Annotated in this window: 16 protein-coding genes; 3 read left to right on the top strand and 13 right to left on the bottom strand. The window is 58.0% G+C overall.

What is annotated here, in order from left to right; translation table 11 throughout:
• From J7412_RS19645 to rpsL, 4 genes are all read right to left on the bottom strand, one after another.
• The coding region (locus J7412_RS19645; protein ID WP_247743738.1) for a GTP-binding protein at window positions 1-217 on the bottom strand (217 nt) is incomplete at its 3' end.
• 54 nt (window positions 218-271) lie between these two features.
• The gene (fusA, locus tag J7412_RS19640) at window positions 272-2,389 is read right to left on the bottom strand and encodes an elongation factor G (protein ID WP_209065896.1); all 2,118 of its coding nucleotides are present in this window, start codon (window positions 2,387-2,389) and stop codon (window positions 272-274) included.
• Window positions 2,390-2,410: 21 nt separating this feature from the next.
• Entirely contained in the window at window positions 2,411-2,881 is a 471-nt protein-coding gene (gene rpsG / locus J7412_RS19635) for a 30S ribosomal protein S7 (protein WP_132861092.1), read from the bottom strand.
• A 15-nt stretch (window positions 2,882-2,896) separates the two neighbouring features.
• Complete coding sequence (gene rpsL / locus J7412_RS19630) at window positions 2,897-3,268, bottom strand: 30S ribosomal protein S12 (RefSeq protein WP_054000841.1); 372 nt, start codon at window positions 3,266-3,268, stop codon at window positions 2,897-2,899.
• A 341-nt stretch (window positions 3,269-3,609) separates the two neighbouring features.
• Between rpsL and J7412_RS19625 the strand changes: the two genes are divergently transcribed.
• Window positions 3,610-4,410 carry a putative rhamnosyl transferase gene (locus J7412_RS19625; RefSeq protein ID WP_209080816.1) on the top strand — a complete coding sequence of 267 codons (801 nt, stop codon included), beginning with the start codon at window positions 3,610-3,612 and terminating at the stop codon, window positions 4,408-4,410.
• Here the strand turns inward: J7412_RS19625 and J7412_RS19620 are convergent.
• From J7412_RS19620 to rplJ, 7 genes are all read right to left on the bottom strand, one after another.
• Window positions 4,386-5,267, bottom strand: a complete 882-nt coding sequence (locus J7412_RS19620; protein ID WP_209080818.1) for a DMT family transporter — start codon at window positions 5,265-5,267, stop codon at window positions 4,386-4,388. The genes J7412_RS19625 and J7412_RS19620 overlap by 25 nt on opposite strands.
• 165 nt (window positions 5,268-5,432) lie before the next feature.
• Complete coding sequence (rpoC, locus tag J7412_RS19615) at window positions 5,433-9,680, bottom strand: DNA-directed RNA polymerase subunit beta' (protein ID WP_209080800.1); 4,248 nt, start codon at window positions 9,678-9,680, stop codon at window positions 5,433-5,435.
• Between the two features lie 87 nt (window positions 9,681-9,767).
• Window positions 9,768-13,904 carry a DNA-directed RNA polymerase subunit beta gene (gene rpoB / locus J7412_RS19610; protein WP_209080792.1) on the bottom strand — a complete coding sequence of 1,379 codons (4,137 nt, stop codon included), beginning with the start codon at window positions 13,902-13,904 and terminating at the stop codon, window positions 9,768-9,770.
• 513 nt (window positions 13,905-14,417) lie between these two features.
• Complete coding sequence (locus tag J7412_RS19605; RefSeq protein ID WP_209080790.1) at window positions 14,418-15,233, bottom strand: cyclase family protein; 816 nt, start codon at window positions 15,231-15,233, stop codon at window positions 14,418-14,420.
• A 190-nt stretch (window positions 15,234-15,423) separates the two neighbouring features.
• Complete coding sequence (locus tag J7412_RS19600; protein ID WP_209080781.1) at window positions 15,424-16,740, bottom strand: hypothetical protein; 1,317 nt, start codon at window positions 16,738-16,740, stop codon at window positions 15,424-15,426.
• Window positions 16,741-16,974: 234 nt separating this feature from the next.
• Entirely contained in the window at window positions 16,975-17,355 is a 381-nt protein-coding gene (gene rplL / locus J7412_RS19595; RefSeq protein WP_209065891.1) for a 50S ribosomal protein L7/L12, read from the bottom strand.
• A gap of 71 nt (window positions 17,356-17,426) precedes the next feature.
• On the bottom strand, window positions 17,427-17,945 hold the full coding sequence (rplJ, locus tag J7412_RS19590) for a 50S ribosomal protein L10 (RefSeq protein WP_058239829.1): 519 nt from the start codon (window positions 17,943-17,945) through the stop codon (window positions 17,427-17,429).
• 413 nt (window positions 17,946-18,358) lie between these two features.
• Here rplJ and J7412_RS19585 point away from each other — a divergent pair, with 413 nt between their 5' ends.
• Window positions 18,359-18,940 carry a metallophosphoesterase gene (locus J7412_RS19585; RefSeq protein ID WP_209080773.1) on the top strand — a complete coding sequence of 194 codons (582 nt, stop codon included), beginning with the start codon at window positions 18,359-18,361 and terminating at the stop codon, window positions 18,938-18,940.
• Between the two features lie 75 nt (window positions 18,941-19,015).
• Here J7412_RS19585 and J7412_RS19580 read toward each other — a convergent pair whose 3' ends face one another.
• Entirely contained in the window at window positions 19,016-19,918 is a 903-nt protein-coding gene (locus tag J7412_RS19580) for a LysR family transcriptional regulator (protein ID WP_209080771.1), read from the bottom strand.
• 152 nt (window positions 19,919-20,070) lie between these two features.
• Here J7412_RS19580 and J7412_RS19575 point away from each other — a divergent pair, with 152 nt between their 5' ends.
• Window positions 20,071-21,645, top strand: coding sequence for an arylsulfatase (locus J7412_RS19575; protein ID WP_209080764.1), 1,575 nt, complete (start codon window positions 20,071-20,073; stop codon window positions 21,643-21,645).
• An 81-nt stretch (window positions 21,646-21,726) separates the two neighbouring features.
• On the opposite strand, the gene J7412_RS19570 is transcribed toward J7412_RS19575, so the two are convergent.
• The gene (locus J7412_RS19570; RefSeq protein WP_209080762.1) at window positions 21,727-21,960 is read right to left on the bottom strand and encodes a hypothetical protein; all 234 of its coding nucleotides are present in this window, start codon (window positions 21,958-21,960) and stop codon (window positions 21,727-21,729) included.
• Between the last annotated feature and the right edge of the window lie 71 nt (window positions 21,961-22,031).

Genomic DNA, 22,031 nt, shown 5'->3' with positions numbered 1-22,031 from the left:
CGTAGTGACGTGCTTCGGTTTCATATTCCACGTGCGCGGTGGAGATGGTGATGCCACGTGCTTTTTCTTCTGGCGCGCCGTCGATTTCGTCGTACGCTTTGAAGTCACCAAACTGTTTGGTGATCGCGGCGGTCAGCGTGGTTTTGCCGTGGTCAACGTGACCAATGGTGCCGATGTTGCAGTGCGGTTTACTGCGCTCAAACTTTTCCTTAGCCATGATGGCCTCCTTGATGTTGAGAAGGGAAGCGGGCAGCCCGCTTCCCAAATTTCGTTATGCGTATTTCGCTTGGATCTCGTCGGAGATGTTCTGCGGAACCGGATCGTAGTGGTCGAACTGCATGGTGAACTGGGCACGGCCGGAAGACATCGAACGCAGGTTGTTGATGTAACCGAACATGTTGGCCAGAGGCACAAATGCGTCGATCGCCACGGCGTTGCCGCGAGGCTCCTGGCCGGACACCTGACCACGACGGGAGGTGAGGTCACCAATGATGCCACCGGTGTATTCTTCCGGTGTGATCACTTCCACTTTCATGATCGGCTCAAGCAGTTTCGCGCCGGCCAGTTTCATGCCTTCGCGCATTGCCATACGAGCTGCGATTTCAAAGGCCAGAACGCTGGAGTCCACGTCGTGGAACTTACCGTCGATCAGAGCAACTTTGAAGTCGATCACAGGGAAGCCAGCCAGAGGACCGGAGTCCATGACGGACTGAATGCCCTTTTCAACACCCGGGATGTATTCCTTCGGAACAGCACCACCAACGATGCGGCTTTCGAAAGAGTAGCCCTCACCCGCTTCAGTCGGCATGATTTCCATTTTGACTTCAGCGTACTGACCGGAACCACCGGACTGTTTCTTGTGGGTGTAGGTGTGCTCGATCGCCTTGGAGATCGTTTCACGGTATGCCACCTGCGGCGCACCGATGTTGGCCTCAACCTTGAACTCACGCTTCAGACGGTCCACGAGGATGTCCAGGTGAAGTTCGCCCATGCCCTTCATGATGGTCTGACCGGACTCGATGTCGGTCTCAACACGGAAGGATGGGTCTTCGGCTGCCAGGCGCTGCAGACCCTGAGACATTTTCTCTTGGTCAGCTTTGGTCTTTGGCTCAACAGCGATTTCGATCACCGGATCCGGGAAGGTCATGGTTTCCAGAACCACCGGATCGTTGGTCGCGCAGAGCGTGTCACCAGTTGTGGTGTCTTTCAGACCCGCCAGAGCGATGATGTCACCTGCGAATGCTTCGGTGATTTCTTCGCGGTTGTTGGAGTGCATCATCATCATACGACCGATGCGCTCTTTCTTACCTTTGGTGGAGTTGAGGAGCGTGTCGCCCTTGTTCAACTGACCGGAGTAGATCCGGGTAAAGGTCAGGGAGCCAACAAACGGGTCGTTCATGATTTTGAACGCCAGGCCGGAGAACGCCATGTCGTCGTCTGCACGACGCGCGATGTTACGCTCTTCGGTTTCGTCACCCGGTGCGAAGCCCATGTAATCAACAACGTCCAGTGGGGACGGCAGGTAGTCGATCACAGCGTTAAGCAGAGGCTGAACACCTTTGTTCTTGAACGCAGAACCGCCCAGAACCGGAACGAAAGACAGAGACAGAGTGCCTTTGCGCAGCAGTTTGCGCAGGGTTGGCACGTCAGGCTCTTCGCCTTCCAGATAGGCTTCCATCGCGTCGTCGTCTTGCTCGACGGCGTTCTCGATCATCTTGCCGCGCCATTCGTCGGCCAGATCTTTGAGTTCGTCGCGAATAGGTGCCTTGATCCAGGACGCGCCCAGATCTTCACCCTGCCACAGCCACTCTTCCATGGTGACCAGGTCAACCAGGCCTTCCAGCTCGGTTTCTGCACCGATTGGGAACGCGATTGGAACAGCGGTTGCACCGGTGCGGTCTTCAATCATGTTCACACAGTTGAAGAAGTCAGCGCCGATTTTGTCCATCTTGTTGACGAACACCATACGCGGAACCTTGTAGCGGTCAGCCTGACGCCACACGGTTTCGGTCTGAGGTTCAACACCAGCGTTGGCGTCCAGAACACAGACGGCACCGTCGAGAACCGCCAGAGAACGTTCAACTTCGATGGTGAAGTCAACGTGGCCTGGGGTGTCGATGATGTTCAGACGGTGCTTTGGAGTATCAGCGGATTTGCCATCTTCGGTGCGCTCCCAGAAAGTGGTCGTCGCAGCGGAGGTGATGGTGATACCACGTTCCTGCTCCTGCTCCATCCAGTCCATGGTGGCTGCACCGTCGTGCACCTCACCGATGTTGTGGGATTTGCCGGTGTAATACAGGATGCGCTCGGAACAGGTGGTTTTACCTGCGTCGATGTGCGCCATGATACCGAAGTTACGGTAATGTTCGAGCGTATATTCGCGTGCCATTGGTCTAATGTCCTCTGGGCTTTACCAACGATAATGGCTGAAGGCTTTGTTAGCTTCTGCCATCTTGTGAGTGTCTTCGCGCTTCTTAACGGCGGTACCGCGGGAGTTCACGGCATCCAGAAGTTCACCGGCCAGGCGTTCTTCCATGGTGTTTTCGTTGCGGCCACGCGCAGCACCAATCAGCCAACGGATGGCCAGGGCTTCGCGGCGCTCAGGGCGCACTTCGACCGGAACCTGATAGGTGGCACCACCCACACGGCGGGAGCGAACCTCAACCGATGGTTTGATGTTGTCGAGTGCTTCGTGGAACACTTCAACAGGGGCGCGCTTCACCTTGTTTTCAACGCGGTCCAGCGCGTTGTAAACGATCTTTTCGGCAACAGATTTCTTGCCGTCGATCATCAGGTTGTTCATGAATTTGCTCAGGACCTTGTCGCCAAATTTGGCGTCAGGCAGAATCTCGCGTTTTTCGGCGGCGTGACGACGTGACATATCAGCCTCTCCTTCTTACTTAGGACGCTTCGCGCCGTACTTCGAACGACGTTGCTTACGGTCTTTGACGCCTTGGGTATCCAGAACACCACGCAGGATGTGATAACGGACACCCGGAAGGTCTTTTACACGGCCGCCACGGATCAGAACCACGGAGTGTTCCTGAAGGTTGTGGCTTTCACCTGGGATGTAAGAGATCACTTCGTAACCGTTGGTCAGGCGAACCTTTGCAACTTTACGCATAGCGGAGTTCGGTTTCTTAGGCGTGGTGGTGTACACACGTGTACATACGCCGCGCTTCTGAGGGCACTGCTCCAGGTGCTGTGACTTGGAGCGCTTGATTTTAGGCTGACGCGGTTTGCGGATCAGCTGCTGAATCGTTGGCATAGGGTCTCTTTCCTATTGCTTCCATTATGCGCGGGGCGAGCCCCACACGGTTTTCGTTTTTTCTGCACATGATGTTGCCACATGCGCAAAAACCGCATTCGTTCCCATTCCGAGGCGAACGACGCGGTGGAGTCTCAGAGGTTGCGGCCTTCAAAGTAGACCGGAACTTGACCACTACAGGTATGAAACGGCGTTGGGCACACTGCTCCCATTGCCGGATGAGCGCGCGTATATTGGGAGTCGGAGCACTTGTCAACAGCTGCCCCCTGTTGCGCTGGCCCGCCGCTGCTGCCAAGGTGCGGCCAGCAGGAAATAAGGCGCGTAAGATGCACAGCAAAGACATGCAGGTGATTGGCCTGTGCCGGTTTTCATACCCGGCATTGGGCGGGTTTCAAGTGGAACATGAGAGCATCGAGGACCGCATCGCCTTTCTCTATCAGGAGCACCGGCTGGAGGAACGCTTCAAGCTGTTTGAGGCCATCGCCCTGCCCTGCCTGCGGGAACAGTCTGATCAGAATTTCGAGCTGATCGTGGTGATCGGTGACAGCCTGCCCAAACACCACAAAGAGCGGCTGCACGACATCACCGCCGACCTGCCGCAGGTCCGCATTGAAGCCCATCCGCCCAAACAGCACCGCCCGCTGATGAAAGAGATCATCAACCGCGCGCGCAAGGACATGAAAGCGCCCTGCCTGCAGTTCCGCCATGACGATGATGACGCCATCTCTGTGGATTTCTTTGAACGGCTGCGCGCGGCGGTGGACGATGTGCCGGGGCTGTTGCGCGACAATGCCACCGTGGCCTTTGACTGGAACCGGGGCTACATCGCAGAGATGAGCGCAGCGGGCATTGCCGCCACTGACATGGTGCGCAACCTCTATGTGGCCGCGCTTGGCATGTATGTGCGCGGCGGCGTCTCCCAAACCATCATGAACTTTCGCCACGGCATCATGAACCAGCATATGCCCACGGTCTCTTTCACCGACGCCCCCATGTGGCTGCGCACCCACAACGGGTATAACGACAGCCGCCAGAAAAAGGTGAAACCGGTGCCTGTGGAACCGCTCAGCGCTGCACAGGAGGAAGAGTACCGCCTGCGCTTTGCGGTGGATGCAGATCAGGTGCGCGCGCTTTTTGCCTGAGACAGGCGCCGCCCACGGATCAAGGTGAAGACCCCGGCGGCGACCACGATCGCGGCCCCGGTCAGGGTGATCGGATCGGGCCAGTCGCCAAATACCACATAGCCCAGCATCAGCGCCCACAGCAGGCTGCTGTAGCGGAAAGGCGCGATAAAGCTGATCTCACCCACACGCATGACCAGCACCGAGAACAGGTAGCCGCCTAGAATGAACACCGCCGCCCCGGTGAGCAGCCCCCACTGGCGCAGGTCCATCACGCCCCACTCAGAGCCGAGGCTCGCCACTCCGGCAAAGAGCATCACTCCCAGCGAGGCCACAAGGGTCACGGTCAATGAGGGCACATCAGAGGACATCTTGCGTGTCGCCAGATCGCGCAGCGTGACAAACCCCACCGCCACCAGCGCATACAGCGCGTATTGGTCAAAGCCATCCGGCCCCGGGCGCACAATCAGCAGCATCCCGCAAAAGCCGGCGGCAATTGCGGAGGCGCGCCGCCACCCGACCGCTTCGCCAAAGAACAGCGCCCCGCCAAGGGTCACGGTCAATGGCAGGATCTGCAAAACCGCCGTCACATTGGCAATCGGCATGTGATAAAGCGCCGTGATAAAGAAATAGGCCGCGCCGATTTCAGAGAGCGTGCGCAGCGCCACCAGCCCCCAGTCATGGCGCGACAGCTGCCAGCGCAGTTTGCCGAGCGATTTGGCCAGCAGATAGATCAAGGCGCTGGCAACCACACCGCGCAGAAACAACATCTGAAACAGCGGCACATCCGGCCCCAGCGACTTCACCATGGTGTCGTTGAACGTAAAGGCCGCCATGGAGCACATCATCAGAAGCGCGCCCTTGGTGTTGTCTGACATCGCCATGGACCGCCCTCCCCGTTTAGCAACCGCGCGACGTTAGGGCCGAGCGCGGGATTTGCCAACCCCGGGTTTCCTCTTGCCGCAAATATCCTCGCCGAAGGCAAAAGGGCCCCCGGCTTGATGCCGGGGGCCCTTTTTAATTGTCATTCAGTCTGAGAGATCTCAGTCGAAGTCGCGGCTTTCCGGTGTTTCCACCAGACCGCTGTCAAACACGTCCTCGGCGGTCACATCATCGGTTGGCGCGGCCAGACGTGCGGCGGCTTCTGCCTCCTCACGACGGGCTTCGATCACCACATTGTCGCGCTCAGACGCGATGCGGCGCACCTTCTGAGTGGCCCCACCGGTACCGGCCGGGATCAGGCGACCCACGATGACGTTCTCTTTCAGGCCGACCAGCTTGTCTTTCTTACCTTGGACAGAAGCCTCGGTGAGAACACGGGTGGTCTCCTGGAACGATGCCGCGGAGATGAAGGAACGGGTCTGCAGCGACGCTTTGGTGATACCCAGCAGGATCGGCTCCCCCTGAGCAGGACGACGGCCTTCGGCCAGTGCCTTCTCGTTGGCGGCGTCAAACTCCGCCTTCTCAACGTGCTCGCCTTTGAGCAGGGTGGTTTCACCAGAGTCCTGGATCTCCCACTTCTGCAGCATCTGGCGCACAATCACCTCGATGTGCTTGTCGTTGATCTTCACACCCTGCAGTCGATACACGTCCTGCACTTCGTCAATCATGTAGTCCGCCAGCGCTTCAACACCCATGATGGAGAGGATGTCGTGCGGTGCCGGGTTACCGTCCATGATGTAGTCACCCTTCTGCACGAAGTCGCCTTCCTGCACCGGGATGTGTTTGCCCTTGGGCACCATGTATTCCACGGTTTCCTGGCCTTCATCAGACGGCTCGATCGCGATGCGGCGCTTGTTCTTGTAGTCGCGGCCAAAGCGCACGTAACCATCGATTTCCGCGATGATTGCGTGGTCTTTCGGACGACGCGCTTCAAAGAGTTCGGCCACACGAGGCAGACCACCGGTGATGTCCTTGGTCTTAGCGCCTTCACGCGGGATACGCGCGACAACGTCACCGGCCTGAACGTCCTGACCGTCTTCGACAGACAGAATGGCGTCCACGGACATCGGGTAGTGAACCGGGTTGCCAGCATCGTTGCGCACAGGCTCACCATCCGCGTCCACAAGGATCACTTCCGGCTTGAGCTCGTTGCCCTTCGGTGCGGCGCGCCAGTCAGACACGATCTTCTGGGTCATACCGGTTGCGTCATCGGTCTCGTCACGCACCGACAGGCCGGTGATGAGGTCAACGAACTTCGCTTTACCATCTTTCTCCGCGAGGATCGGGAGGGTGTATGGGTCCCATTCAAACAGCTTGTCGCCGCGGGCAATGACCTGACCGTCCTTGACGAAGAGCTTGGAGCCATAACCCACTTTGTGGTTTGCGCGCTCGTCGCCGTCTTCGCCTTGGATGATCAGCTTCATGTTGCGGCCCATCACCAGAGCTTCGCCTTTGGCGTTCTCAAGGATGTTGGCGTTTTCAAAGACGATCGTGCCTTCTTGGCTCGCTTCGAGGAACGACTGTTGGCCACCCTGCGCAACACCGCCGATGTGGAAGGTCCGCATCGTCAGCTGTGTACCAGGTTCACCAATCGACTGCGCCGCGATGATGCCAACGGCCTCACCGGTGTTGACCATGGTGCCGCGTGCGAGGTCACGGCCATAACACATGGCACAGACGCCCTCTTCGGCCTCACAGGTCAGCGGGCTGCGGATGCGGGCGTTCTGAACACCTGCTTCGTCGATGGCGTCCGCCATACGTTCGTCGATCAGCTGACCATGGGCCACCAGCACTTCATCGCTGCCCGGCTTCATGATGTCCTCAGCCGCAACACGGCCCAGAACACGCTCTGCCAGCGAAGAGACAACCTCACCGTCGTTCACAGCCGCTTCGGCGTTGATCGCAGCGTCAGTGCCACAATCGTGCATACGCACGATGCAGTCTTGCGCAACGTCCACCAGACGACGGGTCAGGTAACCCGAGTTCGCCGTCTTAAGCGCCGTATCGGACAGACCCTTACGGGCACCGTGGGTAGAGTTGAAGTACTCCAGAACGGTCAGGCCTTCTTTAAAGTTCGAGATGATCGGGGTCTCGATGATGTCGCCGTTCGGCTTCGCCATCAGGCCGCGCATCCCGCCCAGCTGCTTCATCTGCGTGACCGAGCCACGCGCACCGGAGTGCGCCATCATGTAAACGGAGTTTGGTTCCGCTTCGGCCCCGTCCTCGTCAGTCTGACCTGCGGAGATGGTGTTCATCATCGCGTCGGTGACTTTGTCGTTACACTTTGACCACGCATCGACAACTTTGTTGTACTTTTCGCCCTGAGTGATCAGGCCGTCCATGTACTGCTGTTCGAAGTCTTTCACCTGATCACGGGTGTCATCCACGATGGTCCATTTGTTGTCGGGGATCACCATGTCGTCTTTACCAAACGAGATGCCCGCCTTGAACGCTTCGCGGAAGCCCATGGTCATGATCTGGTCACAGAAGATGACGGACTCTTTCTGACCGCAGTAGCGATAGACGGTGTCAATCACGTTCTGCACGTCTTTCTTACGCAGAAGCTTGTTCACCAGCTCAAACGGCGCCTTGTTGTTCTGCGGCAGAAGCGCACCCAGACGCACACGGCCCGGGGTGGTTTCAAAACGCTCAACAACTTCCAGACCGTTCTCGTCAATCTGCGGGATACGGGCGTGGATCTTGGCGTGCAGGTGTACCGCACCGGAATCCAGCGCGTATTGCACTTCCTCGATGGAGGAGAAGACCATGCCTTCACCCTTCATGCCTTCGCGCATGATGGTGGTGTAGTAGAGGCCCAAGATCATATCCTGAGACGGAACGATGATCGGTGCACCGTTGGCCGGCGACAGAACGTTGTTCGTGGACATCATCAGAACACGGGCTTCCAGCTGTGCCTCAAGGCTCAGCGGCACGTGAACAGCCATCTGGTCCCCGTCAAAGTCCGCGTTAAACGCAGAACATACGAGCGGGTGCAGCTGGATAGCCTTACCTTCGATCAGTACCGGCTCAAACGCCTGAATCCCAAGACGGTGCAGCGTTGGCGCACGGTTCAGCATGACAGGGTGTTCGCGGATCACCTCATCCAGAATATCCCAAACTTCGGGACGCTCTTTTTCCACCAGTTTCTTGGCCTGCTTCACAGTGGAGGACAGACCTTTGGCTTCCAGACGGGAATAGATGAACGGCTTGAACAGCTCGAGCGCCATCTTCTTGGGAAGACCACATTGATGCAGCTTTAGTTCCGGACCGGTCACAATCACCGAACGGCCAGAGAAGTCGACGCGCTTACCCAAAAGGTTCTGACGGAAACGACCCTGCTTACCTTTCAGCATGTCAGAGAGCGATTTCAGCGGACGCTTGTTGGCGCCGGTGATCACGCGACCACGGCGGCCGTTGTCAAACAGCGCATCCACGGATTCCTGCAGCATACGCTTTTCGTTACGCACGATGATGTCAGGCGCACGCAGTTCGATCAGACGCTTCAGACGGTTGTTCCGGTTGATCACACGACGATAGAGATCGTTGAGGTCGGAGGTCGCAAAGCGGCCACCGTCCAGCGGCACCAGCGGGCGCAGCTCTGGCGGGATCACAGGGATCACGGTCAGGATCATCCATTCCGGGCGGTTGCCGGACTCGATGAAGCTCTCAACCACTTTCAGACGCTTGATGATCTTCTTGGGCTTCAGCTCACCGGTGGCTTCGGCCAGATCAGCGCGCAGCTGGTCGGCTTCGGCTTCCAGATCGATCTGCGCCAGCATCTCACGGATCGCTTCAGCACCGATGTTGGCGGTGAAAGCGTCCATGCCGTATGCGTCCTGCGCATCCATGTACTCTTCTTCGGTCAGCATCTGGCCGTATTGCAGGTCGGTCAGACCCGGCTCGATGACAACGTAGTTTTCAAAGTACAGCACACGTTCCAGATCACGCAGGGTCATGTCCAGCATCAGGCCGATGCGGGATGGCAGCGATTTCAGGAACCAGATGTGTGCCACTGGCGCGGCCAGTTCGATGTGGCCCATACGCTCACGGCGCACTTTCTGAAGGGTAACTTCAACACCACATTTCTCGCAGACAACGCCGCGATACTTCATGCGCTTATATTTGCCGCAAAGACATTCGTAGTCTTTGATCGGGCCAAAGATACGCGCACAGAACAGGCCGTCACGCTCTGGCTTGAACGTACGGTAGTTGATGGTTTCCGGCTTTTTGATCTCACCGTAGGACCACGACAGGATCCGCTCAGGAGACGCGAGAGACACTTTGATCTCGTCAAACGCCTTTTGCGGTGTCAGCGGGTTGAACGGATTGTTCGTCAATTCTTGGTTCATTTTGGTACCTCAAAGGTTAGAGGGTGCAGAGGGGACGGTGCGCAGAAACTGCGCACCCTACGTAGGGTGTGCCCTGAGGGCGCACCGTTACTCATCCATCTCCGTATCCAAGAGTTCCATATTCAGGCCGAGGCCACGGACTTCCTTGACCAGAACGTTGAACGATTCTGGGACGCCCGCTTCAAAGTTGTCCTCGCCCTTGACGATGCTTTCGTAGACCTTGGTCCGGCCTGCCACGTCATCCGACTTAACGGTGAGCATTTCCTGCAGGGTGTAGGCGGCGCCGTAAGCTTCCAGAGCCCAGACCTCCATCTCCCCGAAGCGCTGACCACCAAACTGTGCCTTACCACCCAGCGGCTGCTGTGTGACGAGGGAGTATGGGCCAGTGGAACGCGCGTGGATCTTGTCGTCCACCAGGTGGTGCAGTTTCAGCAGGTACTTGATGCCCACGGTCACCGGACGCGCAAACTGTTCACCGGTACGGCCGTCAAACAGGATGGACTGACCGCTTTCAGAGAAGCCAGCACGCACCAGAGCGTCGTTCACGTCACTTTCTTTGGCGCCGTCAAAGACCGGGGTCGCGATTGGAACACCACGGGTCACATTGCCCGCCGCTTCCAGAAGCTGACCTTCGTCCATGCCAGCGATGCCTTCTTCGTAGACATCTTCGCCATAAGCCAGGCGCATCATTTCGCGAACCGGTGTCAGGTCGCCGGAGCGGCGGTATTCCTGCACCGCGTCGTCGATCTTCAGACCAAGGCCACGTGCGGCCCAACCCATGTGGGTTTCAAGGATCTGACCAACGTTCATACGCGAAGGCACACCCAGTGGGTTCAGACAGAAGTCAACCGGCGTACCGTCTGCGAGGAACGGCATGTCTTCCATAGGCACAACCTTGGAAATAACACCTTTGTTCCCGTGACGACCGGCCATCTTATCGCCCGGCTGAAGCTTGCGCTTCACAGCGATGAAGACTTTGACCATCTTCATCACGCCCGGTGGCAGATCGTCGCCGCGACGGACTTTCTCGACCTTGTCCTCAAAGCGGTGCTCAAGCGCACGCTTCTGGATCTCATACTGCTCGTTCAGAGCCTCAACGATCTGTGCGTCGGCCTCATCTTCAAGCGCCAGCTGCCACCACTGACCACGGCTCAGGCTTGCCAGCAGTTCCTCAGTGATTTCCGAGTTTGCTTTCACGCCACGTGGGCCTTTCACAGCCACTTTGCCAAGGATCATGTCTTTCAGACGGGCATAGATGTTCCGATCCAGGATCGCGAGTTCGTCGTCACGGTCACGTGCCAGACGTTCGATCTCTTCACGCTCGATCTGCAACGCACGCTCGTCTTTTTCCACACCGTGGCGGTTGAAGACGCGCACTTCCACAACAGTCCCGAAGTCACCCGGCTTCACACGCAGCGAGGTGTCACGCACGTCAGAAGCTTTCTCACCGAAGATGGCACGCAGAAGCTTTTCTTCCGGAGTCATCGGGCTTTCGCCCTTCGGTGTGATCTTACCAACGAGAATGTCGCCCGGCTCAACGTCCGCACCGATGTAAACGATGCCGGCCTCATCGAGGTTGCGCAGCGCTTCTTCACCGACGTTTGGAATGTCGCGGGTGATCTCTTCTGGGCCAAGCTTGGTGTCACGTGCGGCGACTTCGAATTCTTCGATGTGAACCGAAGTAAACACGTCGTCACGCGCGATGCGCTCGGAGATCAGGATGGAGTCTTCGTAGTTGTAGCCGTTCCAAGGCATAAAGGCGACGACCACGTTTTTACCAAGCGCCAGTTCACCGATATCGGTGGACGGACCGTCAGCAATCACCTCGCCCTTCGCAACCGTATCGCCCACTTTCACCAGCGGACGCTGGTTGATGCAGGTGTTCTGGTTGGAGCGCTGGAACTTGCGCAGACGGTAGATGTCCACGCCCGCGTCGCCCAGCTCCAGATCGGAGGTGGCACGGATCACGATACGCTGTGCATCCACTTGGTCGATGATACCCGCACGCTTGGCCTGAATGGCCGCGCCGGAGTCGATCGCCACTTTTTCCTCGATACCGGTACCCACCAGCGGTGCCTCAGCACGCAGTAGCGGAACCGCCTGACGTTGCATGTTCGAGCCCATCAGAGCGCGGTTGGCGTCGTCGTTTTCAAGGAACGGAATGAGCGAGGCCGCCACAGACACCAGCTGTTTCGGGCTCACGTCGATCAGATCGACGTTTTCCGAAGCTGCCAGCGTGTATTCGCCGGCCTGACGGGTGTTGACGAACTCGTTCACGAATTTGCCGTTTTCATCCAGCGCCGCGTTTGCCTGAGCAACGGTGTGACGCTGCTCTTCGGTTGCGGACATGTAGCTCACATCGTCGGAGACCACACCGTTCTCAACCTTGCGGTAAGGCGTTTCGATGAAACCGTATTTGTTCACGCGGGCAAAGGTTGCCAGCGAGTTGATCAGACCAATGTTTGGACCTTCCGGCGTTTCAATCGGGCACATACGACCGTAGTGGGTCGCGTGCACGTCGCGCACCTCAAAGCCCGCACGCTCACGGGTCAGACCGCCTGGGCCCAACGCGGAGAGACGACGCTTGTGGGTCACCTCGGACAGCGGGTTGGTTTGGTCCATGAACTGCGACAGCTGCGAGGAGCCGAAGAATTCACGCACAGCCGCTGCGGCCGGTTTGGCGTTGATCAGGTCTTGCGGCATCACGGTGTCGATCTCAACAGAGCTCATACGCTCTTTGATCGCACGTTCCATGCGCAGCAGGCCAACGCGGTACTGGTTTTCCATCAGCTCGCCAACGGAACGCACACGACGGTTGCCGAGGTGGTCGATGTCGTCCACGTCGCCTTTGCCGTCACGCAGCTCAACCAGCGCCTTGATGCAGGAGATGATGTCTTGCTTGCGCAGGGTGCGCTGGGTGTCTTCTGCATCCAGAGCAAGGCGCATGTTCATCTTCACACGGCCAACCGCGGAGAGGTCATAACGCTCTGAATCAAAGAACAGGGTGTCAAACAGCGCGCTTGCCGCTTCAACGGTGGGTGGCTCACCCGGACGCATCACACGGTAGATGTCCATAAGCGCGGTGTCGCGGCTCATGTTCTTGTCTGCCGCCATGGTGTTGCGCATGTATGGACCGACATTGACGTTGTCGATGTCCAGCACCGGAATGTCGGTGAAGCCAGCGTCGATCAGGTCTTTCAGGGACCCGCCGATCAGATCGCCGTCTTTGTCATATTCCAGCGTCAACTCATCACCGGCTTCAACGTAGATCGCACCGGTTTCTTCGTTGATGATGTCTTCAGCGACGAATTTGCCCACGATGTGGTCAAACGGCACGAGCAGCTCGGTGATGGTGCCTTCGTCGATGATCTTCTTGACCGCGCGCGGGGTGACTTTCTTGCCTGCTTCACAGATCACTTCGCCGGTTGCGGCGTCGATCAGATCCATCACAGGGCGGGTGCCACGCACACGCTCAGGGAAGAACTTGGTGACCCAACCTTTGTTCTTCTCCAGCTTGAAGTTCACCGTGTCATAATAGGCATTCATGATGCCTTCCTGGTCCAGACCCAGCGCATACAGCAGGGTGGTCACAGGCAGCTTACGGCGGCGGTCGATACGGGCGTAGACGATGTCTTTGGCGTCAAACTCAAAGTCCAGCCAGCTGCCGCGGTAGGGAATGATGCGGCAGGCAAACAGCAGTTTGCCGGAGGAGTGGGTTTTGCCTTTGTCGTGATCAAAGAACACACCAGGGGAACGGTGCATCTGAGACACGATCACGCGCTCGGTGCCGTTCACCACAAAGGTGCCGTTCTGGGTCATCAGAGGCATGTCGCCCATGAAGACGTCTTGTTCTTTGATGTCTTTAACGGATTTCGCGCCGGTATCTTCGTCGATATCAAACACGATCAGACGCAGAGTGACCTTCAGCGGCGCGCTGTAGGTCATGTCACGCTGCTGACATTCCTCAACATCGTACTTCGGCTTTTCCAGCTCGTAGTTCACGAATTCCAGAATGCTGGTTTCGTTGAAATCTTTGATCGGGAATACCGACTGAAACACGCCCATGATACCTTCGCCAGCGGTTGGCTGCGGTGCATCACCGGATTTCAGGAAAAGATCATATGAGGATTTCTGAACCTCGATCAGGTTCGGCATCTCCAGCACTTCGCGGATCTTGCCGTAATATTTGCGCAAACGTTTCTGGCCAAGAAAGCTTTGAGCCATGACTATCGTCACCTTTCATTTCTCACCGAACGCAAGTGCCGTCGGGTCCCCGGCACCACGCCCATACGAGACGGTCAAGATCTGGACAATTCCCGGCCCCCGTCCCAAAGGGAGCCTCCCGTTCCAAACCCTGCCTTGGAAAACCTCTCATGTGCGCCTAGATCGCACCCCGAGAGGCTTACCAAGCCGGGGCTATTCGTCGATTTTTAAGGTCCGTGTAGTAACTTCCGTCAGTCTGATCTGATCGCGGGGTTTGCTGCCCCTATGCCCTGCCCTAGCTGTTCATTCGCCATTCTGTCCGCGCCACTCCGGCCACAACGTGTCCGCATAGGGCAAAAGCGGCCCCGAATCGCTCGAAACCGCAAGAGACTACCGAATAGTGAATCGCCCGTGCCTTTGCAACCCCTCAGGGCTTGACATTTGGACAAAGGCCTCCGCCGACCTGAGCGCCGCACCCGAGATCGGGCGCGGCACCCTATGGGGTCGTAGCGTAGCTTAGCTCCAAATCCCGCGTCACACCATCGCGATGATGCGGGCCGGACCGCCGGTACCGCCGGCAAACTTTGGCGCGCCGATAAAGACGGTCGCGCCCGAGGCTGGCAGCTTGTCCAGATTGGCCATGTTCTCGATGCCAAACCGGTTTGACGGCAGCCAAGCGTAATGGGTGGCAAAATCCGCTGAATTGCCCGGATCCAGCGACAGGGTGTCCACCGCCAGCGAGGCCGCGCCGGTCTCCTCCATCAGCATCTGTGCCGCCTCCACGTGAAAGCCCGGATAGTGCTGGGCCTGCCCGTCAAAATTGCGGAATTTCTCCGTGGTCACATGTGCGCCCCAGCCCGAATGCATCGCCACACAGGCCCCGTCCGGAATGTCCCCATGGGCAGAGATCCAGGCCTTCAGATCATCCGGCGTCACCGTGGTGTCCGCATCCTCCGCCGCACGCGCCGCGATATCCACCACACAGATCGGTGCGATCAGATTTTCCACGGGGATTTCGTCCACCGAATTGCCATCCGCGGAAAAATGCAGCGGTGCGTCGATATGGGTGCCGGTGTGCTCGTTGATCGTGAGGTTCAGCAGGTTGAAGCCATCCTTGGCAAACTTAAAGACCTGCTCCGCCGCAAAGCCCGGCTCCCCGCCCCAGGTGGGAAACTCCGGTGACAGGCTGTAGGTCAGATCCGTGATGCCCCCGTGATTATGCGCCCGCACCGGGGTTGCGCTGGCCGCCCCGACAGCGGCAACCGCCCCTGCCGCCGCGCCCGCGCGGAAGAACTCCCGCCGCGACAGCATTTTGTCTTTGACCGCATTGATCACACATATATCGCACATTCCGCCGCTCCTTTTTGTGGCTGTACTCTCCGTCTTTTCCTGCGTCTCTTCTGGAATTTCCCAGCAGCGTCAGCGAAGTGGCGGCAAAAAACAAGGGACTGACACAATCGTGTTTGCGAGGCGGCACCGCTCAAACGCAAAACAGGCGCCCCGAAGGACGCCTGCCAAAAGCTTGCGATAATGCGCAGGATCAGCTGTTCGCAGCGATCAGCTGCTGTGCCACCAAATCGTGGTCGAGCCACAGAACAGGGCCATCCGCATTGCTGGATGCGCCAAAGATCAGGGCACCGGTTGCGCTCACCACATGGGCGCTCAGCACGTCACTCACCAGCTCTTTGCGGTTCTTGTGCAGCGCCACGATGTCAGCAGATGTGCCCACGGTCATTTCGACCTGCTCCGGGCTGTTCTGCATCGGCCAGGCTTCAAAGTTATAGAAGGACTGCATCACCGGGTTCTGCTGATAGGCCCCAACGGTCTCCAGAATGGCTTCCAGTGTTTCGCCCTCTTTGAGCAGCGCCTGACATTCATCCCAGACACCCTGTACCCAGTCGCCACCGCCCTCTTTGCGATAGGCTTCCAGCAGCGGCACCAGCGACAGTTCGATCCCCGCAAACACGTCAGAGGAGTTGGTGCGGATTTCAGGGCAGTTGAACACGGTCGCCTTCACGCCCTGCTCCCATGCCTTCTGCGCAAACGCTTCCAGATTCATCTTGGCATAGCCCTGCGTGTAGCTGGTGTAGGTCTGCCACTGATAGGCACCGTCGATCAGCACACGGGTGCCGTGGTAGCCATATGCGGAGTAACGCACCTGCCCGCCGCCCGCTTCGATCTTGCTGCGCAGCGCGGCACTTTGCTCAAGCAGATGGCCAAAGCTGTTGGCGGTCACCTCGTCAAAGTTCTGCAGGATCAGCTTGCCCAGATCGCTGTCCATCAGCGCCTGAGACGGCATGTGACGTGCGCCACGGCCTTTGTAGATGCGGTTGGCAATCGCCAGAAACGCTTTTGCGCGCGGAATGCCGCCCGCCATGGTGTGGGCAAAGAACACGTTCTTGCCCTCAGGGATCAGACCTTCCAGCTCTGCCATCACACGGCCAAGCGCCTCGGTGAAACGCGCGGTGCCGATCTCGCGGCAGGCGTCCACTTTGGCCCAGTCGAGCTTGTACTCCTGCCAGTTGTCCAGCGTCATATCGCCCAGCATGTCGGTCGGGGTTTCGCCACCGGCAGGCGCGTCCATGTCAAAGCCCGCCATCAGCGGAATGTTGATGATCTTGCCGCCGAGGTTCTCCTCCGCCGCTGCGTGCTCCTCATCGGTCAGCGCCCGCAGAGCCCCATCGTCTTCGCGGCGCCCCACGGTGATGCCGATCACCTCCATGCCAGCGGCCTTCGCCGCCTCGATCAGGCCTGTCGCATAGCCGCGCCCGAAGAGTTCACCAAACAGGACGAAAACATCGCCCGCGCCAAAAACTGTATTCTCAGGAAGTGCCGTCAGGGGAATGGAGTGTTTCATAGTCGACTTCTTATCTGTGGCCCCAAAAGCAAAACGGGAGGCCAGGTTTGCTGCTTGGCGCTGTTTTTGACAGGCGCTCTCGGTTCTGTGATTGCCCATTGTGCGCCTGATGGCAACCGCTAGATGGCCAAAGCCAAGGGATTAACGCCGTATGAATGGTGACCGCAACAGGTTGCCCAAACGAAAACAGGCGCCCCGAATGGGACGCCTGCAGCAAATCGGTCAAAAACCGAATTACTTAACTTCGACTTCAGCGCCAGCTGCTTCCAGCTTGCCTTTGATGTCTTCGGCTTCGTCCTTGGACACGCCTTCTTTAACTGCTTTGCCGCCAGCTTCGACCAGCTCTTTGGCTTCTTTCAGGCCCAGGCCTGTGATGCCGCGAACTTCTTTGATGACGTTGATTTTCGATGCGCCTGCGGATTTCAGGATCACGTCGAATTCAGTCTTCTCTTCTTCAGCTGCGCCACCGGCGTCGCCGCCAGCTGCTGCCATTACAACCGCGCCACCGGCGGCTGGTTCGATGCCATACTCGTCTTTGAGGATGGTTTTCAGTTCTTGTGCTTCCAGCAGGGTCAGACCCACGATGCTTTCTGCGAGTGCTTTCAGATCAGCCATTTTAGACTCTTTCCGTTATCAGATATGTGTTCCAACGTTGGGCATTCACCCTACGCGGTTCAAAAAGTTGCTTACGCAGCCTCTGCCTTTTCCTCGATGGTAGACAGGATGGATGCGATGTTCGAAGCAGGTGCGCCAATTGCACCGGCGATGCTGGAAGCAGGTGCGCCGAGCATGCCAGCGATCTGAGCGATAAGCTCGTCGCGGGAAGGCATTTTCGACACGGCTTCAACACCGGCACGGTCCAGAGCGTTCTCGCCCATTGCACCGCCAAGGATTTCGAACTTCTTGTTCGTCTTGGCGAAGTCCTCGGCCACTTTGGCGGCTGCCACAGGGTCCTCGGAATAGGTCAGAACGGTCATACCCGACAGAAGGTCACCCATGCTCTCGCATGGTTTGCCTTCCAGGGCGATCTTGGCGAGCCTGTTCTTGGCGACACGTACTGCACCACCCGCGTCACGCGCACGTGCACGCAGGTCTTGCATGTCAGCAACCGTGAGACCCGCGTAGTGGGCAACCACTACAACGCCAGAGCTTTCAAAGATCTGGCCGAGTTCCTCGACCACCTTCTCTTTTTGTGCTCTATCCACAGTTTTACTCCAAATATGGGGCTTGCACCCCGGCTCAGTTTTGCACACCGCAAAGCGGCATGCGTTTAGGTCCAAACAAAGGGTTGGGAACCAAGATCGCCGAAGCGCCCGGAAAGGGCCTTCTTAGAATTCTTGTCTCTTACCCCATCTCGGGAAGGAATTATTCAGGCGGCTGCCGGAACCCTCCGTCTTGGACAGGCCACCTCAGAAGAATCGCTGACGCGACACCCAAGGTGGGCAAGCGGGCTTTTAGAAGGGGCGCGCGGGTTTGTCCACAGGAAAGTTAGGGGACGGCGAATGCGGAAAAGGGGCTGCAAGCGCTCCGTCGAGTAACTGCGCTCGAAATAAACCACCTTGCTCAACCCCTCAATCAATGCCCTATAACATCCCTCAAGGCAGTCGCGGGTGACAGTATGACAAATTGGTATAGCGGAGACTGGCATCTCGGTCTGTTGAGGGTGATTGAAAACTGCAATCGCCCATTCGCCTCAACGGCTGAGATGGATCAGGCGCTCATAGATGCGTGCTCATGTATCGACGCAAACGACGACTTTTGGTTCTTGGGGGATTTTTCCTTCGGCAAGAACCGCGACGCAAGCACACTCAGAGCTTGGTTTGATGCAATCCCCGGTCGCAAGCACCTGATTGTCGGCAATCATGACAACGATGTGGTGCGCACCCTGCCTTGGGCCACGCAACACGAGCTGGTCCAAATAGAAGACGATCAGCAGGAAGTGGCCCTCTGCCACTACCCTATGCTGAGTTTCCCGGGATCTGGACGAGGCGCCATACAGCTCTTTGGCCATGTCCATGACCTCTGGGCCGGCTCACGAAACAGCATCAATGTTGGCGTGGATCAATGGGGCTTTCGGCCTGTCACACTGCCTGAAATTCTGGAGCGCGCGGTGCGCTTGCCCCTAAACGCGCACTACCATGATGTGGAGTTTGTTGGAGCCTCAGGCGCGTCCCTTCCGCCAAAAAAAGCCAAAGGATGAGCCCCCAGCGCAAGCGGGCCTTTAGAAAGAGCGCGCTGGTTTGTGCACGGGAAAGTTAGGAGTGCGCCATAGCGCTTATATCTTGTGTGCGGCCAAAGCCTCCCAGAAAGCCTCCAGCCCCAAGGAGGTGTTCTCCACCTTCCGTGCCGCGCAGATGTTCCATGAGATCTCCTGCGCCATCGACACAGGTTTTGCCTGACCGGTTGGCATGATCTCTGAAAAGCTCTCTGCCACCCCGCCAACAATATACTCAGGCTCACTGAGCAGCCCGGTCAGCAGATGATAGTCGTCACTTTCAATCTGCGGCAGCGCGGACACGGTGGCCTCCGCCTGCACATCTCCGCCCAGAGCTTTTGTCAGCGTGCTGCGCCAGTGCTTGTGCAAGTAAGGTGAGGCAAACGGATAGGCAAACACCTCGGACAGTGTGCGCGGTCCACCGTCGTGAATGGCATGATCACGGTGAGCCATAAACTGGATCGCCCGTTTCTGCATCACCATGATCTCGACATTGTCGGCTTCAGGCGTGTAGGTCAGATCCCCGAGGAAAATGTCAAACTGCCCGGCCTGCAATAAATCCAGGGGGCGGCCATAGGCGCTTACCAGAACCCTAAACCGCAAATCAGGCAGAACGGCGCGCACCGCGCGGATCGCGGGCTGTATCAAGGTTCTGGTGGTCAGCGGGCCACAGCCGATGTGCAACACCCCCGGCCCTCTGTCGCGCAGCTTGGCCACATGGGTGGCATAGCGGTTGAGATCCTGACGCAAGCCTTCTGCAATCGGCAGAAACTCCTGCCCCGCACGTGTCAGCGTGCTGCTGTTGCGACTGCGGTGAAACAGCGGTGTCCCGACGTGCTGTTCCGCCTGATTGATGTAGCGGGACAGAGAGGCGTTTGACACGCCCATCGCGCGCGCTGCGCCCTGAAAACTGCCTTTTTCAGCCAAAGCGAGAAAAGCGGTCAATGCGTTTTCGGGGATCATACGGGCGCACCTGCTTTCAGTTTTCAACCTCTAGGTTTCACAATCTGAAATCTGGGTAAAGCCCCGTTGCGGCATCAAATGCTTGATCGCTATGCAGAAACACCATCGACGATACACGCTTTACGTGATGTCTAACCAGTGTGAGGTCTAAAATGCACCAACTGAAGTCTCTCGCGGCGGCCAGTGCCGTGGCTGCGGCCACGCTCTACGCCAGCCCGATCTGGGCAGAAACGCCCCCACCCAACATTCTGGTGATCATGGCCGATGACGTGGGCTGGGCCAGCCTTGGCAGTTACCATCAGGGTGTCAAAAGCATCCAGACCCCCAATCTGGATCAACTGGCTGCTGACGGCCTGCGCCTGACAGATTACTACGCCCAGCCCAGCTGCACCGCGGGGCGCTCTGCTTTCATCACCGGCCAGCTGCCGGTGCGCACCGGCATGCATACGGTGGGTCTGCCGGGCGATCCTGAAAAAGGTCTGAATGAAAACGACCCTACGCTGGCAAACATGCTCAAGGCGCTGGGATACACCACAGGGCAGTTTGGTAAAAACCACCTTGGCGACATGAACAAATTCCTGCCAACGGTGAAAGGCTTTGATGAGTACTGGGGCTGGCTCTACCACCTGAACGCGATGGAATATACGTCTGACCCGGACTGGCCCAAGGATCAGACCTTCAACGACACCTTTGGCCCGCGCAATATCATCCACGCCTATGCCACAGAGACCGCGGATGACACCGTCGATCCGCGCTGGGGCCCGGTGGGCAAACAGCGCATCGTCGATGACGGCCCGGCCCCGCCCGAACGCCAGAAAACGCTTGATGACGAGGTCACAGCCCACACGCTGGATTTCATCAACCGCGCCGTGGACAGCGAAACGCCGTTCTTTGTCTGGATGGCCCCTGCGCGCGCCCACGTCTGGACCCACCTCAGCCCGGAATATGAAGCCATGCTCGGCGACGGGCGCGGCCTGCAGGATGTGGTGATGAAAGAGCTCGACGACAATGTCGGCAAGGTCCTGGCGCATCTGGACACGCTCAACATTGCCGACAACACCATCGTTGTTTTCACATCCGACAATGGACCTGAAACCATGACCTGGCCGGATGGCGGCACAACGCCGTTTCACGGCGAAAAAGGCACCACATGGGAAGGAGGCTTCCGCGTGCCTGCCATCATCCGTTGGCCCGGCAAAGTGCCTGCAGGCACGGTGAGCAACGGCATCTTTGACGGCCTTGACTGGATGCCCACCCTTGTTGCTGCAGCCGGTGGCCCAGACAACCTGCCAGAGCGTCTGCTGGAAGGCCACGAAGGCTATCAGGTGCATCTGGACGGCTACAATCAGATGTCCCTGATCACCGGACAAGGCGACAGCAACCGCGATGAGATCATCTATTATGAAGGGCCAGACCTTCAGGCGGTGCGCTACCGCGACTGGAAAGCGCATTTCACTGTCCAGACGCAAGGCTGGGCCGGTCCCAAAGAGGAGCTCAACGCGCCTCTGCTCTTCAACCTGCGGCGCGATCCCTACGAGAAAGCGGCAGATGAATCCGGCATGTACACCCGCTGGATGGGCAACAAAATGTGGGCCTTCGGTCCTGCGGCAAAACTGGTCCAGAAGCACCTGACCACCTTTGAGGACTTCCCGCCACGCGGTGTCGCCGTGACCAATCAGGACCACGTCGAAGAGCAAATCGCCACCGAAGGCGGCATGTCTCAATAAATGCAAAACCGGAGGCAGGCGACTCTGCCTCCGGGATCCTTGTGGCACACTGCCACTCTCAGGCCGTCTGGTCTGCCCCGCTCAATGCAAACTCAGCAGCACCTCAACGTCACGCTGACTGAGCGGATTGAGCAAGGCGTGCTCATCGGCGTTGAGCTTTGCCTCCCCCGCCACATGGCGCAGGATCAGGGCGGCGACTTCGCTGGTGGGCTGATAATAAAGATCCGGATAAAGCCCGCTCAGCTCAGACACCAGCCGCTGCAGCAGCTTCTTGAGCTTCTCCGCATCCAGATCTTTCCGCTTTTCCTGCAACATGGCTGGCCCTCCTGAGGCAATTCTCTCATCTCTTAGATGCGCATACGAAACGGCGCGATCAAGGGATGACG

Source organism: Shimia sp. R9_3, from assembly GCF_017743755.1.
Classification (GTDB): Bacteria; Pseudomonadota; Alphaproteobacteria; order Rhodobacterales; family Rhodobacteraceae; genus Shimia.
Note: the sequence above shows the minus strand (reverse complement) of the source record. Positions and strands in the feature narration are given on the sequence as shown.

Coding starts and splice junctions, on each gene's coding strand:
- fusA (WP_209065896.1), bottom strand. CDS start 2,389: ATGGCACGCGAATATACGCTCGAACATTACCGTAACTTCGGTATCATG.
- rpsG (WP_132861092.1), bottom strand. CDS start 2,881: ATGTCACGTCGTCACGCCGCCGAAAAACGCGAGATTCTGCCTGACGCC.
- rpsL (WP_054000841.1), bottom strand. CDS start 3,268: ATGCCAACGATTCAGCAGCTGATCCGCAAACCGCGTCAGCCTAAAATC.
- J7412_RS19625 (WP_209080816.1), top strand. CDS start 3,610: ATGCAGGTGATTGGCCTGTGCCGGTTTTCATACCCGGCATTGGGCGGG.
- J7412_RS19620 (WP_209080818.1), bottom strand. CDS start 5,267: ATGTCAGACAACACCAAGGGCGCGCTTCTGATGATGTGCTCCATGGCG.
- rpoC (WP_209080800.1), bottom strand. CDS start 9,680: ATGAACCAAGAATTGACGAACAATCCGTTCAACCCGCTGACACCGCAA.
- rpoB (WP_209080792.1), bottom strand. CDS start 13,904: ATGGCTCAAAGCTTTCTTGGCCAGAAACGTTTGCGCAAATATTACGGC.
- J7412_RS19605 (WP_209080790.1), bottom strand. CDS start 15,233: ATGTGCGATATATGTGTGATCAATGCGGTCAAAGACAAAATGCTGTCG.
- J7412_RS19600 (WP_209080781.1), bottom strand. CDS start 16,740: ATGAAACACTCCATTCCCCTGACGGCACTTCCTGAGAATACAGTTTTT.
- rplL (WP_209065891.1), bottom strand. CDS start 17,355: ATGGCTGATCTGAAAGCACTCGCAGAAAGCATCGTGGGTCTGACCCTG.
- J7412_RS19585 (WP_209080773.1), top strand. CDS start 18,359: ATGACAAATTGGTATAGCGGAGACTGGCATCTCGGTCTGTTGAGGGTG.
- J7412_RS19580 (WP_209080771.1), bottom strand. CDS start 19,918: ATGATCCCCGAAAACGCATTGACCGCTTTTCTCGCTTTGGCTGAAAAA.
- J7412_RS19575 (WP_209080764.1), top strand. CDS start 20,071: ATGCACCAACTGAAGTCTCTCGCGGCGGCCAGTGCCGTGGCTGCGGCC.
- J7412_RS19570 (WP_209080762.1), bottom strand. CDS start 21,960: ATGTTGCAGGAAAAGCGGAAAGATCTGGATGCGGAGAAGCTCAAGAAG.